11 protein-coding genes are annotated in these 14,597 nt (G+C 61.9%); 7 read left to right on the top strand and 4 right to left on the bottom strand.

Annotation, left to right across the window (positions count from 1 at the left end; genetic code table 11):
* Window positions 1–31: 31 nt before the first annotated feature.
* The 7 genes from metA (at window position 32) to ACXHXG_RS17575 (ending at window position 7,286) form a co-directional block, all read left to right on the top strand.
* Complete coding sequence (gene metA, locus ACXHXG_RS17605; RefSeq protein ID WP_104824803.1) at window positions 32–958, top strand: homoserine O-acetyltransferase MetA; 927 nt, start codon at window positions 32–34, stop codon at window positions 956–958.
* A 2-nt stretch (window positions 959–960) separates the two neighbouring features.
* Window positions 961–2,148 carry a vWA domain-containing protein gene (locus ACXHXG_RS17600; RefSeq protein WP_457900125.1) on the top strand — a complete coding sequence of 396 codons (1,188 nt, stop codon included), beginning with the start codon at window positions 961–963 and terminating at the stop codon, window positions 2,146–2,148.
* A gap of 280 nt (window positions 2,149–2,428) precedes the next feature.
* Entirely contained in the window at window positions 2,429–3,454 is a 1,026-nt protein-coding gene (locus tag ACXHXG_RS17595) for an aldose epimerase family protein (protein WP_457900124.1), read from the top strand.
* 120 nt (window positions 3,455–3,574) lie between these two features.
* Entirely contained in the window at window positions 3,575–4,348 is a 774-nt protein-coding gene (locus ACXHXG_RS17590) for a GntR family transcriptional regulator (RefSeq protein ID WP_104824806.1), read from the top strand.
* On the top strand, window positions 4,345–5,376 hold the full coding sequence (locus ACXHXG_RS17585; RefSeq protein ID WP_457900123.1) for an SIS domain-containing protein: 1,032 nt from the start codon (window positions 4,345–4,347) through the stop codon (window positions 5,374–5,376). The genes ACXHXG_RS17590 and ACXHXG_RS17585 overlap by 4 nt, the downstream gene beginning before the upstream one ends.
* A complete protein-coding gene (nagA, locus tag ACXHXG_RS17580) occupies window positions 5,376–6,533 on the top strand; it encodes an N-acetylglucosamine-6-phosphate deacetylase (protein ID WP_457900122.1) in 1,158 nt (385 codons plus the stop codon). Before ACXHXG_RS17585 ends, nagA begins: the two co-directional genes overlap by 1 nt.
* Before the next feature lie 24 nt (window positions 6,534–6,557).
* Window positions 6,558–7,286: an SIS domain-containing protein gene (locus ACXHXG_RS17575; RefSeq protein WP_457900121.1), complete on the top strand. Its 729-nt coding sequence runs from the start codon at window positions 6,558–6,560 to the stop codon at window positions 7,284–7,286.
* Between the two features lie 6 nt (window positions 7,287–7,292).
* On the opposite strand, the gene ACXHXG_RS17570 is transcribed toward ACXHXG_RS17575, so the two are convergent.
* The 4 genes from ACXHXG_RS17570 to ACXHXG_RS17555 form a co-directional block, all read right to left on the bottom strand.
* On the bottom strand, window positions 7,293–10,475 hold the full coding sequence (locus tag ACXHXG_RS17570) for an efflux RND transporter permease subunit (RefSeq protein WP_104824810.1): 3,183 nt from the start codon (window positions 10,473–10,475) through the stop codon (window positions 7,293–7,295).
* Window positions 10,472–11,650 carry an efflux RND transporter periplasmic adaptor subunit gene (locus tag ACXHXG_RS17565; protein ID WP_457900284.1) on the bottom strand — a complete coding sequence of 393 codons (1,179 nt, stop codon included), beginning with the start codon at window positions 11,648–11,650 and terminating at the stop codon, window positions 10,472–10,474. The genes ACXHXG_RS17570 and ACXHXG_RS17565 overlap by 4 nt, the downstream gene beginning before the upstream one ends.
* Window positions 11,651–12,073: 423 nt before the next feature.
* Window positions 12,074–13,903, bottom strand: coding sequence for an ABC-F family ATP-binding cassette domain-containing protein (locus ACXHXG_RS17560; RefSeq protein ID WP_457900120.1), 1,830 nt, complete (start codon window positions 13,901–13,903; stop codon window positions 12,074–12,076).
* Window positions 13,904–13,905: 2 nt separating this feature from the next.
* Window positions 13,906–14,559 carry a thiamine diphosphokinase gene (locus ACXHXG_RS17555; RefSeq protein WP_457900119.1) on the bottom strand — a complete coding sequence of 218 codons (654 nt, stop codon included), beginning with the start codon at window positions 14,557–14,559 and terminating at the stop codon, window positions 13,906–13,908.
* Window positions 14,560–14,597: the final 38 nt, after the last annotated feature.

The following is a 14,597-nucleotide window of genomic DNA, read 5'->3' as shown; positions in this document are numbered from 1 at the left end:
CCGGTTTTTTTGTTTTTGTCGAGTGATAACGATGCCCATCAAGATTCCCGATACGCTGCCCGCGTTCGAAGCCCTCCAGAGCGAGGGTGTGCGGGTGATGACCGAAACGGTGGCGATCCGGCAGGATATCCGCCCCCTTCAGATCGGGCTTCTCAATCTCATGCCGAACAAGATCAAGACCGAAGTGCAGATGGCGCGCCTTGTCGGCGCCTCGCCCTTGCAGGTGGAATTTTCGCTGATCCGCGTCGGCGGCCACAAGGCCAAGAACACATCGGAAGAGCATCTGCTCGCCTTCTACCAGACTTGGGAGGAGGTGAAGCACCGCAAATACGACGGCTTCATCATCACCGGCGCGCCTATCGAGCTTCTGGATTATGAGGAGGTCACCTACTGGGACGAGATGCAGCAGATCTTCGACTGGACGGCGACCAATGTCCATTCCACAATGAACGTCTGCTGGGGCGCGATGGCGGCTGCCTATCATTTCCATAGGGTGCCGAAATATACGCTGAAGGAAAAAGCCTTCGGGGTCTATCGCCACCAAAACCTGAAGCCGTCCTCGGTCTATCTCAACGGCTTCTCCGATGATTTCGCCATACCGGTCTCGCGCTGGACGGAAGTGCGCCGTGCCGACATCGAAAAGGTGCCGGGGCTACAGATCCTGATGGACTCCAGCGAGATGGGCGTCTGTCTGGTCCACGAGCAGGCCTGCAACCGGCTCTACATGTTCAATCACGTGGAGTATGATTCCACCTCGCTGGCGGACGAATATTTTCGGGATGTGAACGCGGGCGTGCCGATCAAGATGCCGCACAATTATTTCCCGCATAACGACCCGGAAATCGCGCCGCAGAACCGCTGGCGCAGCCATGCGCATCTGTTTTTCGGCAACTGGATCAACGAGATCTACCAGACGACGCCCTATGATCTCGAGGAGATCGGCCAAGAGAGGTTCTGAGCTTGTTCATTCCCTTCTTCCTGAAGCTGAAGGAAGCGAAGGTTCCGGTGACGCTCCGGGAATTCCTGTCGCTTCTGGAGGGGATGGAAGAAGGGATCGCCGATTACGACGTCGAAGCCTTCTACTATCTGGCCCGTGCGGCGCTGATCAAGGACGAGCGCTTCATCGACCGTTTCGACCAGGTCTTTGCCGATTACTTCCGCGGTGTCGAGGCGGTCGGCAGCGATGCGCCGCCGGCCGAGCAGGTCGCGATCCCCGAGGAATGGCTGCGCAAACTCGCCGAAAAACATCTGACAGACGAGGAGAAGAAACTGGTCGAGGCGCTCGGCGGCTTCGAAAAGCTGATGGAGACGCTGCATCAGCGTCTTGCCGAACAGAAGGGCCGGCACCAGGGCGGCTCGAAATGGATCGGTACGGCAGGCACGTCGCCGTTCGGCGCCTATGGCTATAACCCCGAAGGCGTGCGCATCGGCCAGGACGCGTCCCGTCACCGCAAGGCGGCGAAAGTCTGGGACCGGCGCGAGTTTCAAAATCTCGACGACAGCGTCGAACTCGGCACCCGCAACATCAAAGTGGCGCTGAAACGGCTCCGCCGCTGGGTGCGCGAAGGAGCTGCCGAAGAGCTCGATCTTTCCGGAACGATCCGCTCCACCGCAGAGCACGGCTATCTCGACGTCCAGACCCGGCCGGAGCGGCGCAATGCCGTCAAACTGTTGATGTTCTTCGATGTCGGCGGTTCGATGGATGATCATATCCGTGTGGTCGAGGAACTATTCTCCGCCGCCCGCGCCGAATTCCGGCACATGGAATATTTCTATTTTCACAACTGCCTCTACGAAGGCGTATGGAAGGACAATCGCCGCCGGCGCGCCGATATTACCGCAACGGCCGACCTGATCCGCACCTTCGGTCCCGACTATCGCGTCGTCTTCGTCGGCGATGCCTCGATGAGCCCCTATGAGGTCACCCATCCGGGCGGCTCCGTGGAACATTGGAACAGGGAGGCCGGCGAAGCCTGGCTCAGCCGTATCACCGGCCATTTCCGCAAATGCGTCTGGCTCAATCCCGTGCCCGAAAACTATTGGACCCACACCACCTCGATCTCAATCATCCGCCGTCTGCTTGCCGAGCGGATGTACCCGCTGACGCTTGGTGGTTTGGAGAGGGCGACGAAGGAACTGTCCCGCTGAGACAATCTACATTGATTGCCTGCTTGTCTTCATCATGCATGCTTGATGGCGATGGCTAGGCACAAGACCGCGGCAAACCCGAACAAAACACCTCGCCGGCCTGTCGTACGCATTGCACATTTCCGGCGCAGTCTGCCGGTTCCGAAGCCGTCGGGAGAAACCCGAGCGGCACTTGATCGGCCACCCGCCGCCTCTAAATTTCGCAATCGACAGATTGCGGACCGGCGCAAATGGGGGCAGGGTCAGGCCTCGAATTTTCAATGGGAATGGATGAGCTGATATGACGAAAGACAATTTGGAGCGGGAAGTTTTCGGGACGACGGCCGATGGAGAAACGGTCTATCGCGTCAAGATCGTCGGCGGCGGCCTGACGGCTCACATCATGACCTGGGGCGCCGTCATTCAGGACCTGCGGCTGGACGGCCATAGCCCGTCCCTGCTGCTCGGCTTCGATGACTTCGCCGATTATCCGGCCCATTCCTCCTATTTCGGCGCCACGCCCGGCCGCTGCGCCAACCGCATCGGCGCCGGCCATTTCACGCTGGACGGCAAGGAATATCAGCTCGACCTCAACGAAAAAGGCGTCACCCATCTGCATGGCGGCAAGGATAACACCGCCAAGCGCAACTGGACGATCGTCGAACACGCCATCGACCGCGTCGTGCTGAAGATCGTCGATCCCGATGGCCGCGCCGGCTATCCTGGCAATTGCACGATCCAGGCGACCTATTGGGTGCATGGCAACGGTGAATTCTCGGTCACCTATGAATCGACGGCCGATCAGCCGACGCTCGCCAATGTCTGCCAGCACGCCTATTTCAACCTCGATGGCCACGACGACGCGCTCGGCCACGACATCATGATCGCCGCCGACCACTATACCCCGACGGATGAAAAGCAGGTGCCGACGGGCGAAGTGCGCCCCGTCGCCGGTACCGTCTTCGATTTCCGCGAAATGGCGCCGATGATGCGCTTCGATGGGACCGAACAGGCGCTCTACGACCATAATTTCTGCCTGTCGTCCGAACGTACCGCCAAGCGCTCGGTGGTGCTGGCGCGCAGCGTCAATTCCGGCGTTTCGCTGGAAGTGCGCACGACCGAGCCAGGGGTGCAGTTCTATGCCGGTTTCAAGCTGGATGTTCCCGTTCCCGGCCACGATGGCCGCAAGATCGGCCCCTTCGCAGGGTTCTGCCTGGAAACCCAGGTCTGGCCGGATGCCATCAACCACCAGGGCTTCCCCAACGCCGTTCTTCGTCCCGGCGAAGTGCTGCGGCAGGAAACTGATTACATCTTCACCAAGAACTGAGCTGAAGATACCCAATCACGGAATTGCCGGCCGGGCGCACCGCGCCCAGCCGATTGAATTTTAGCCCGCAGATCAGATTCATCTTGCAGATTGGTTCTAAATAGGTTCTATGAAGGACCCATGGATAGAACCAGTTTAGTCGCTGAATTGAACAGTCGCGGCCTGCGCGACGCGGCCATGAGCGGCCCGCTGTACAAGCGCTTGGCCCAGGCGCTGACCGGGCTCATCCAGGAAGGCCTGCTGAAATCGGGAGCGGCTCTGCCAGGCGAGCGCGATCTGGCCGAGGCATTGCAGGTCGGCCGCGTCACGGTCCGCACCGCCTATCGCGATCTGCTGGCCTCCGGCGCGATCGAGTCGCGCCATGGCAGCGGTACTTTCGTGTCGCAGCGCGTCGAGCGTATCGAACAATCACTCTGGCGCCTCTCCTCCTTCTCCGCCGATATGCGCTCGCGCGGCCGCGAGCCGGCGGCAAGGATCCTGTCGCGCAGCGTCAGCACGCCGGCCCCCGAAGAATCCTTTCTGCTCGGTCTCGGCCAGGACGAGCCCGTGCTGCGGCTCGATCGCTTGCGCCTGGCCGATGGCCAGCCGCTCGCCATCGAGCGCGCCGTCGTACCGATCAAATTCGTCGGCGAGGATGCGGTTTCCGAGGGTTCGCTCTATGATGCGCTGGCTGGAAACGGCTTCAAGCCGGTCCGGGCCCTGCAACGACTGACAGCCGTGACGCTCGATCCGACCTCCGCGTCGATCCTCAACGTCAAAGCCGGCGCGCCCGCGCTTTTGATCGAACGTATTTCACGCCTGGAAGACCAGCGCGTCGTTGAATACACCCGCTCGCATTATCGCGGCGATGCCTATGATTTCGTTGCCGAATTGAGAATTGGAGATGACCTATGAGCGAGACCCAATCCCTGATGCTGACGGAAGCCGGCCAGTCGCCGGATGTTGTCGCGGCGCTGCTTGAGAAAGAAAAGCCCGTCTTTGCTGAGATCGCAAAGCTCTTCGTCTCTACCCGCCCCTCCGTGATCACCACGGCCGCACGCGGGTCTTCCGACCATGCCGCCACCTTCTTCAAATATCTCTTCGAAATCTCCCATGGCGTACCCGTCGCCTCGGTCGGTCCGTCGATCGCCTCGGTCTATGGCGCCCCCCTGCATCTAAAGGGCGGCATCCACTTCACCGTATCGCAATCCGGCGGCAGCCCCGACATCATCGCGCTGCAGGCCGCCGCCAAGCAAGGTGGTGCCACCACGATCGCCGTCGTCAACGTCACCGACAGCCCGCTCGCCAAGGAGGCCGATATCGTGCTCGGTCTCAACGCCGGCCCGGAAAAGAGCGTCGCCGCCACGAAATCCTTCATTGCCTCCGTCGCAGCGCTCGCCGGCGTCACCGCCGCGATCTCGGGAAACCAGGCGCTTGCCGCCGGCCTCGCCAAATTGCCGGAAGCGCTTGCAGCGACATCGGGGATCGACGGCAAGGCCGCCGAGGACGTGCTGTTCAACGCGACATCGCTTTATACCGGCGGTCGCGGTCCAGCATTCGCCATTGCGCTGGAGGCAGCCCTGAAGGCCAAGGAAACCTCTGGCCTGCATGCCGAAGCCTTTTCGCTTGCCGAGCTGATGCACGGACCGATGCGGCTAGTGCAGCCGGGCTTCCCGATTGTTGCCTTTTCGCCCGACGATGCCGCCTTTGCCAACAATGCCCAGGCGCTGGAGCGCCTGCAGAAGCTCGGCGCCACCGCCGTCTCCTTCTCTACCGCTCCGCTACCCGGCATCAACCTTCGCATGCCGACCACCGGCAACGGTTTGCTCGACCCGCTGGTGTCGCTGCTCTGCTATTATCGCCTCATCGAATCCGTGACGCGTCGCAAGGGATTCGATCCGGATAAGCCGGCTAATCTTCTCAAGGTAACGGAGACCATGTGATGGATTACAAGGTCTTTACCGGCGCCCGCGTCTTCGACGGCGAACGGTTTCACGAGGACAGCGCCTTGGTGACCGGCAATGGCCGGGTGCAGGCGATCACCGCCGCCAACAATGTGCCGGATAATGCCGAAGTGATCCGCCTTGACGGCGGCGTCCTGTCCCCCGGCTTCATCGACGCACAGGTGAACGGCGGTGGCGGCTGCATGCTGAACGACGGCCCTTCGCCGGAAGCCATGTATACGATCGCCGAGGGGCATCGCCCCTATGGTACGACGGCGCTGCTGCCGACGCTGATCACCGATATCGCTGCGACGACGACGGCGGCGATCGAGGCGGCGACCGAAGCCGTCAAGGCCAACCGAGGCGTCGTCGGCCTGCATCTCGAAGGCCCGCATCTGGCGCCGGCCCGCAAGGGTGCACATCTTGCCGAACTGATGCGCCCGGTCGAAGACAGCGACGTCAAGACCCTCATCCGCGCCCGCGAGGCGATCGGCATCCTGCTGGTCACCATGGCGGCCGAGCAGGTCACCGCACGCCAGGTACAGGCGCTGAACGAAGGCGGCGTCATCGTCAGCATCGGCCATAGCGACTGCACCGCGGAAGCGGCCGATGCCCGCTTCGACGCCGGCGCCCGTGGCGTCACCCATCTTTTCAACGCCATGAGCCAGATGGGTCATCGCGCGCCGGGCCTCGTGGGCGCAGCGATCGACCATCCCGCGCCCTGGTGCGGCATCATCGCCGATGGTCACCATGTCGATCCACGAGCCCTGCGCATCGCGCTTCGCGCCAAGCGCGGCGAGGGCCGGCTGTTCTTCGTCACCGATGCCATGTCGCTGGTTGGCACCGACCTTCCGAGCTTCACCCTGAACGGCCGCACCGTCTATCGCACCAAGGGCGGCTATTGCTCGAAGCTGACGCTGGATGACGGCACGCTTGCCGGCTCCGATGTCGATATGGCCTCGACGATCCGTTACGGCGTCAATATCCTTGAATTGCCGCTGGCAGAAGCCTTGCGCATGGCGACGTCCTATCCCGCGCGCTTCCTGCGGCTTACCGACCGTGGATATCTGACGCCCGGCGCGCGTGCCGATCTCGTCCACATCAATGACGGCATCGAAGTCACCAAGACATGGATCTCCGGCCAGCGATCGGCCTGAAACCGCAAACGAGAGAGGCACGGAATGACCGCAGTCACGGACAGCTATTTCTCCGCCCTCATCGGCCGGCTGGAAACCTTGCGCGAGACGCTCGCCGAGCCGATGGCCAAGGCTGCCGCCGTCATCAGCGCGGCGGCGCGCGCCGATCGACGCGTCTATGTCTTCGGCACCGGCCATTCGCATATGCTGGCGGAGGAGGTGCACTACCGCGCCGGCGGCCTGGCCTTCACCATCCCCGTGCTGGTCGGCTCGGCCATGCTGCATGAAGGCGCCGTCATCAGCTCGGTCTATGAGCGCACCGAGGGCCTGATACGGCCGATTTTCGAGCGCTACGGCATGCAGTCCGGCGATGTCCTCATCATCGCCTCTAATTCCGGCGTCAATGCCGCCCCGATCGAGGCCGCCGATTACGGCCGCGAGATCGGCGCGACCGTCATTGCCATCACTTCCCTCGCCTACTCCACCGCTATCGCCAATGGCCGCCGGCGGTTAGCCGATATCGCCGATATCGTCTTCGACAACGGCCTGCCGCCTGGCGACGCCGTCATCGATCTGCCGGGCAGCGATTTGAAAGTCGGGCCGGCATCGACCGCGATTGGCGCCACGGTGTTGAATGCCGTTTTTGCCGAAGTCGCCGCCGAGCTTTGCAAGGACGGCGACCCGCCCGTCTATCTCAGCGCCAACATGCCGCGCGCCAAGGAAGTCAATCAGCGGCTGGTGAAAAAATACCGGCCGCGCAATCCACATCTCTGATCGGCGTCACTGCGCCGCGGCATCGTGGGCTGAAGGCGCTTCCGCCGCAGCCTCCGCCGCCGGCCGGCGCCGCCTGCGCAGCACGACATAGAAGACGGGCGTCAGGAACAGGCCGAACAACGTCACACCGAGCATGCCCGAGAAGACCGCCGTACCCAGCGACTGGCGCATTTCCGCGCCGGGGCCGGTGGCGATCATCAGCGGCACGACGCCGAAGATGAAGGCGAAGGCAGTCATCAGGATCGGCCGCAGGCGCAGATGGCTGGCCTCGATTGCCGCTTCGACGGCACTCTTGCCCTCCTCCTGCGCCTGGCGGGCGAATTCCACGATCAGGATCGCGTTCTTCGCCGCAAGGCCGATCAGCACGATGAGGCCGATCTGCGTCAGGATATTGTTGTCCATACCCCTCAGATGCACGCCGATGAGGGCAGCCAGCACCGCCAGCGGCACGATCAGGATGATGGCCAGCGGCAGGATCCAGCTTTCATACTGCGCCGAGAGCGCCAGGAAGACGAAGATGACCGACAGCGCGAAGATATAGACGGCTGTATTGCCGGTGTTCCTTTCCTGATAAGCGAGCTCCGTCCATTCGAAGGTCGTACCCGCCGGCAGGAGGTTCTTCGCCAATCCTTCCATCGTATCGAGCGCGGTGCCGGTCGAAACTCCCGGCCCCGGATTGCCCTGGAGGGGGACCGAGACATACATGTTGTAGCGTTGGACAAGCGTCGGCCCGGTCGTATCCCGAATGTCGACCAGCGTCCCGAGCGGCACCAGCGCACCGGTTGCCGAGCGAACTTTCAGAGCGAGAATATCCTCCCGGTCCATGCGATATTGCTGGTCCGCCTGCGCCCGTACCTGATAGACGCGGCCGAAGGCGTTGAAGTCGTTGACATAGGACGTGCCGAGATTGATCGACAAGGTCTCGAAGATATTCGGGATCGGCACGTTCAGCGCCCGCGCCTTGTCGCGATCGACCGCGAGGAAATATTGCGGGCTATTGGCCGAGAAGGTGGTGAAGACGCCGCTGACGCCCTTGTTCTGTGCGGCCACGCCCATGAGCTGATAGGCCAGCGGGAGAATCCGGCGCATATCGGCATTTTCCCGGTCCATAAGCTGCATCTTGAAGCCGCCGGAATTGCCGACGCCGCGGATGGAAGGCGGCGGAATCGCGATGATGAAGGCTTCCTGGATGCCCTGCAGGCTGCCGTAGAGCTGACCAATGATTTTGCTGGCGCTTTCCCCGTTCTTCAATCTCTCCTCGAACGGTTTGAAGGGCGTGAAGATGACACCGGAATTCGAGGCATTCGTGAAGGTCGCGCCGTTGAAACCGGCGAAGGCAACAGCGTTTTCGACGCCCGGCGTTTTCCTGATGATCTCGGTCGCCTTCTGAATGACGGCGTTGGTGCGCGCGAGCGACGCTCCATCCGGAAGCTGCACGACGACGATGGCATAGCCCTGGTCCATGGTCGGGATGAAGCCTTGCGGCACGATCTTGCCCATGTACCACGTCGCACCCAGCAGCCCGACGAACACGACAAGAGCGCAGCCGAGCGCGACCCAGGTCGTGACGAGATGGCTGATGACCCAGGAATAGCCGCTGCTCATCCGGTCGAAGCCGCGGTTGAAACCGTTGCCAAGAGCGCGGCCGAAGCGCGAGAAGATGTTATTCGATTTCTTATGGTCATGCGGGCGCAGCACGATCGACGCGATCGCCGGCGACAGCGTCAGCGAATTCAGGCAGGAAATCGCTGTTGCAACGGAAATCGTCACCGCGAACTGCCGGTAGAACTGCCCCGATATGCCGGGAATGAAAGCCGTCGGCAGGAAGACGGCGATGAGGACCAGCGAAATCGCCAGCACGGCGGTACCGACCTCGTTCATGGTCACGTGCGACGCCTCTTTCGGCGTCATCCCGAGCGCAAGATTGCGTTCGACGTTTTCGACGACGACGATCGCATCGTCAACGACGATGCCGATGGCGAGCACCAGGCCGAACAGCGTCAGCATATTGAGCGAGAAGCCGAAGGCCAGCAAAAAGGCGAAGGTGCCGATCAACGATACCGGGATGGCGACGATCGGAATAATCGCCGTTCGCCAGGATTGCAGGAAGACCAGCACGACGATGGCGACGAGGATCGCTGCCTCGAAGATCGTCTTGTAGACCTCGTTGATCGATTCCGAGATGAACTCCGTCGGATTGTAGACGATGCGATACTCGAGGCCTTGGGGGAAATCCTGTGCCAGATCCTTCATCGTCTTCTGGATATCTGCGGCAGCATCGAGCGCATTGGTGCCGGGCCGCGAAAAGATGCCGAGCGCAACGGCGGGAGCGCCGTTCAGGTAGCTGTTGGTGACATAGTCCTGCGCGCCGAGTTCGATGCGCGCCACATCCTGCAACTGCACGAGCCGACCGCTATCCGTCGCCTTGACGATGACATAGCGGAATTGTCGCGCATCGGAAAAGCGCCCCTGGGTCGTCACCGTATATTGAAAGGCATTGGTGCCCGAAACCGGCGGCCCGCCGATCGAGCCGCCCGATACCTGCACGTTCTGATCCCTCAATGCCTGGACGATATCGCCGGCGGTCATGCCGTAGGCGGCAAGCTTTTCGGGGTCGAGCCAGATGCGCAGCGAATATTGCCGCTCGCCGAAGAGCTGCACGTCGCCGACGCCGTCGAGCCGGACGAGAAGGTCGCGGATGCGCGTGCGGGCGTAGTTGGAGATATAGAGTTGATCATAGCGATTGCTCGGAGAAAGCAGATGCACGACCATCATCAGGTCAGGCGAGCTTTTGACCGTGGTGATGCCGATGCGGCGAACCTCATCCGGCAGGCGGGGCTCGGCGATGGAGACGCGGTTCTGGACCAGAACCTGCGCCTTGTCGAGATCGGTGCCGAGCTTGAAGGTAATGGTCAGCGACATCGAACCGTCGGCGCTGGAATAGGAGGACATGTAGAGCATGTCCTCGACGCCGTTGACCTCCTGCTCGATCGGCGTCGCCACCGTATCGGCAATGGTCTGCGAATCCGCACCCGGATAGGAGGTTCGCACCACGATCGTCGGGGGTGCCACTTCCGGATATTGCGCGACCGGAAGCTGGAAATAGGCGATGCCGCCGACGATCAGCAGCACGATGGAAAGGACCGACGCGAAAATCGGCCGGTCGACGAAGAAATGGGAAAATCTCATTGGTCCGACCCCTGGACCGATGCCTGTGTCGGCGCCTCCTCGTTGGTTGCATCCGGCGGCAGTTGGACCAATTGCGGTGCAACCTTGACGCCGGGCCTGATGCGCATCAGCCCGTTGACGACGATGGTTTCGTCGCCAGTCATGCCGCTGCGGATGACGCGGTAGCCGTAAAGCTTCGGCCCAAGCCGCACGGATTTCGGCGTAACGCTGCCATCGGCACCGACGACGTAGACGACGCGCTGATCCTGATCGGCGCCGATGGCCTCGTCGGGAACAAGGACCGCCTTGTAACTATTGGAACCCGCGACCTGGATGCGCCCGAAAAGGCCGGGCTGCAAGACGAGATTCGGATTGGGGAAGCGGGCGCGCACACGGATCGTGCCGGTTTGGTTGTCGACGCGGTTTTCCGCGAAATCGAGCTTGCCCTTGAACGGCTGCTGGCGATTGTCGGCGATCATCACGGTGACATCGAGGCCACCACCGCCCTGCTGCAGAACACTGCCGTTCTTGCGCGCCTCATCGGCATAGGAAAGCAGCCGCCGTTCATCGACGTCGAAATAGAAGTCGATCGGATCGAGCGAAACGATGGTCGTCAAAACGGTCTGGTCCGCCTGGACGAGATTGCCTACCGAAATCAGGCGCCGGTCGATGCGGCCGCTGAGCGGCGCGGTTATCCTGGTATATTCCATGTCGAGCGAGGCACGATCGACAGCCGCCTGCGCGCCGCGGACATTTGCCTGCGCCGAGATTAGATCGCGGCGGCGATCGTCGAGATTGGATGCGGACAAACTGCCGGTACCCGCCAATGCCTGCGTGCGCTGAAATTGCGCATCGGCATTCGTCAGTGTCGACTTCGCGACTTCGAGGGAAGCCGTGGCTTCATTCAGCGCATTGACGTAGGGCCGTTGGTCGATGACGAAAAGCAGGTCTCCCTGCTTGACTATGGTACCGTCCTGAAAATGCACCTCCTGCAGATAGCCGCCGATGCGCGAGCGCACGGAGACCTCATCGACCGGCTGGAAGCGGCCGATGAATTCATCGCTGTCGATGACATCGCGGACCACGGGCTTGGCGACCGTCACCGGTGCCGCGGGCGGCGCATTTTGCGCCAGCGCCTGAGATCCCGTGAGAGCAGCAATTGCACAGCTTAAGAAAGCGACACGCGCCAGCGTCATCGGCATGAAGGAACCCCCTGACCAATAAATTACCCACGGCAAAAACTGCCGCGTCAAGCGTTCATGATGTCTGCCTGCAGCCTTTCGCGAAGGACCTACACCGCCAGCGGCGGAATCTCGTCAGATCTCTTCGGACTTCTCAATGCGTCGCGGATGACTGACGATCCGCGGCGTCCTCCAGCTCCGGAACGCCGTGCGTTGGTTTAAACGCAGAAGGGGCGCTCTGGACGTTTGAACCTGGAGCATCTGTTCGCTTGGAGGGGATATTTACCTGAAAGCAGGATGCTCTAGTCTGGTACTTTCAACACAATGTATAAACAGTTTATCGAATTCGACAACAGGGAATAGCACCGGCTGCAACCATCTGTTTTCTTTAATATACCGATGGCTATGAAAGGTTGATGACACGGTTTGAACCGCGCCTCAGCCCTCCAGCTCTTCCCGCAGCATCTCGAGCTCCAGCCATTCCTCTTCCATTTTCGTCAGGCTGTCGCGCAGCTTTTCCATCTCGGCCGCAAGGCGGTTGAAGCTTGCCGGATCCTTGGCGAAGAGGTTGGGATCGGCCATTTTCTTTTCGCGGGCGGCGATGTCAGCCTCGGCCTTCGCCATCTCCTTCGGCAGGTTTTCCAGGGCGAATTTCTGCTTGTAGGAGAGCTTGCCCTTACCCTTCGAAGCTTCAGCGGTGGCTGCCTGCGTCTCCGCTGCTTTCGGCTTCTCGGCTGCCTTTTCGGCTCGCTTGCGCTCCTCGATTGCGCCCTTGCGCTGAGCGAGCATGTCGGAATAGCCGCCGGCATATTCGATCCAGCGGCCGTCCGGCTCTTCGGGATTGGCAGGTGCGATGGTTGAGGTCACGGTCCGATCGAGGAAATCACGGTCGTGACTGACGAGGATAACGGTGCCGTTAAAGCCGGTAACGATCTCCTGCAGGAGGTCCAGCGTCTCGATGTCGAGATCGTTGGTCGGTTCGTCGAGGATCAGGAGATTGGTCGGCCGCGACAGGATACGCGCCAGTATCAGGCGGGCGCGCTCGCCGCCGGAAAGATTCTTGATTGGCGTACGCGCCTGTTCCGGTTGGAACAGGAACTCCTTCATATAGCCGGTGACATGCCGCTGCTCGCCATTGACCAGCAGGTTTTCGCCACGGCCATCCGTCAGGTAATTGGCGAGCGTATCCTCCGGATTGAGGTCCTCGCGCTTCTGGTCGAGGGTGGCGATCTCCAGATTGGTGCCGAGCTTGACCATACCGCCGTCCGGCGGCAATTGGCCGGTCAGCATCTTCAGGAGCGTCGTCTTGCCGGCACCGTTCGGACCGACGAGACCGATGCAGTCGCCTCGATGCACCCGGATCGAAAACGGCGCGACGATAACGCGCTCGTCATAGGTCTTGGTGATCTTGTCTGCCTCGATCACCAGCTTGCCGCTCTCCTGCGCGTCGGCAGCCGCTGCCTGCACCGTGCCCTGCGGCCCCTTGTGGCCGCGATGGCGGGCGCGCATGTCCTGCAGCTCGCCGAGGCGGCGCATATTGCGCTTGCGCCGCGCGGTCACGCCGTAGCGCAGCCAATGCTCCTCGCGCTCGATCGCCTTGCCGAGCTTGTGCTGTTCCAGCTCCTCGGCTTCCAGCACCTGGTCGCGCCAGGCTTCGAAAAACGCAAAGCCGCGATCGAGCCGCCGCGACGTACCGCGATCGAGCCAGACGGTCGCCGTCGACACCTTTTCCAGGAAGCGCCGGTCGTGCGAGATCAGCACCAGGGCGCTACGGCTCTTCTGTAGCTCGCCTTCCAGCCATTCGATGGTCGGCAGATCCAAATGGTTGGTCGGCTCGTCGAGCAGCAGGATATCCGGTTCCGGCGCAAGAACGCGGGCCAGAGCGGCACGGCGCGCCTCGCCGCCCGAGAGGTTTTTCGGATCCTCCTCGCCGGTCAGGCCAAGATGGGAGAGCAGGTAGGTGACGCGATAAGGGTCGTCGCCCGGTCCGAGCCCGGCTTCGGCATAAGCGGCCACCGTCTTGTAATCGGCAAAGTCCGGCGCCTGTTCGAGATAGCGCACTGTCGACGACGGATGACGGAACACTTCGCCGGACTGCGCCTCGACGAGGCCGGCGGCGATCTTGAGTAGGGTCGACTTGCCGGAGCCATTACGGCCGACAAGGCAGATCTTATCGCCCGGCTCGACCTGCAGCCCGGCGCCGGCCAAGAGTGGCGCGCCGCCGAAGCTCAGAAAGATGTCGTCGAGTTTCAGAATGGGAGGGGCCAAGATCAGACTCCGCTGAGATCATAAGGGCGGGCAAGGACGATCGCCCTGCCGCTGCCGAGCGAAAGGCGCACGGTGCCTTCAGCCACATTGGAAATGGTGCGCGATGCGCCGAAGGGCAGATGGAAATCGCGCAGGGGATAGCGGGCGTTGTGAATGAAGAGACCCTTCAAGTCGCTGAAGCCCAGAATGGAAAACAGCGAGCCGGCCGGCAGCGCCAGTTCCAAGTCGCCCGGCAGCAGCGGCACGGCCTCTTCATCGCCCGAGGTCAGCAGCACGTCGAAACCTTTTTCGGCGAGCTGAACGCCATTGAGCAGATGCTGGATCGCGTGATCGGAGCGTTCTCCACCCATGGCGCCGGCGAGGATCAACCGCTTCGCACCACGGCCGATCGCTTCCGACACGGCGATCTCGCCGTCCGTCGCTGCCTTTGCCTCCGGATAGGGCTGCTTGGGCACATCCGGAAATGCACCGTGCAGATCCGCCGGCGTCGAGTCGAAATCGCCGACCCAGAGCTCGGGCGTCGCATTGAGCGCCACAGCATGGCGCATGCCGCCATCTGCCGCAATGAAACGGCTGCCCGCGACCGCCGCGCGCAGCCGGTCCGTCAGGCGAAGCTCGCCGCCAAGAAGGATAGTGAAGGTGGTGGATTGGCTCATGTGCCAAGCCCATAGCGCAAAGACGCGTCCTAAGGGAA

The sequence above is a fragment of the Rhizobium sp. LEGMi-198b genome (assembly GCF_054114205.1).
Note: the sequence above shows the minus strand (reverse complement) of the source record. Positions and strands in the feature narration are given on the sequence as shown.

Excerpts from the sequence above, each read along its gene's own strand:
- metA (WP_104824803.1), top strand. The coding sequence starts at position 32 with ATGCCCATCAAGATTCCCGATACGCTGCCCGCGTTCGAAGCCCTCCAG.
- ACXHXG_RS17590 (WP_104824806.1), top strand. The coding sequence starts at position 3,575 with ATGGATAGAACCAGTTTAGTCGCTGAATTGAACAGTCGCGGCCTGCGC.
- ACXHXG_RS17595 (WP_457900124.1), top strand. The coding sequence starts at position 2,429 with ATGACGAAAGACAATTTGGAGCGGGAAGTTTTCGGGACGACGGCCGAT.
- ACXHXG_RS17570 (WP_104824810.1), bottom strand. The coding sequence starts at position 10,475 with ATGAGATTTTCCCATTTCTTCGTCGACCGGCCGATTTTCGCGTCGGTC.
- ACXHXG_RS17555 (WP_457900119.1), bottom strand. The coding sequence starts at position 14,559 with ATGAGCCAATCCACCACCTTCACTATCCTTCTTGGCGGCGAGCTTCGC.
- ACXHXG_RS17565 (WP_457900284.1), bottom strand. The coding sequence starts at position 11,650 with ATGACGCTGGCGCGTGTCGCTTTCTTAAGCTGTGCAATTGCTGCTCTC.
- ACXHXG_RS17585 (WP_457900123.1), top strand. The coding sequence starts at position 4,345 with ATGAGCGAGACCCAATCCCTGATGCTGACGGAAGCCGGCCAGTCGCCG.
- ACXHXG_RS17575 (WP_457900121.1), top strand. The coding sequence starts at position 6,558 with ATGACCGCAGTCACGGACAGCTATTTCTCCGCCCTCATCGGCCGGCTG.
- nagA (WP_457900122.1), top strand. The coding sequence starts at position 5,376 with ATGGATTACAAGGTCTTTACCGGCGCCCGCGTCTTCGACGGCGAACGG.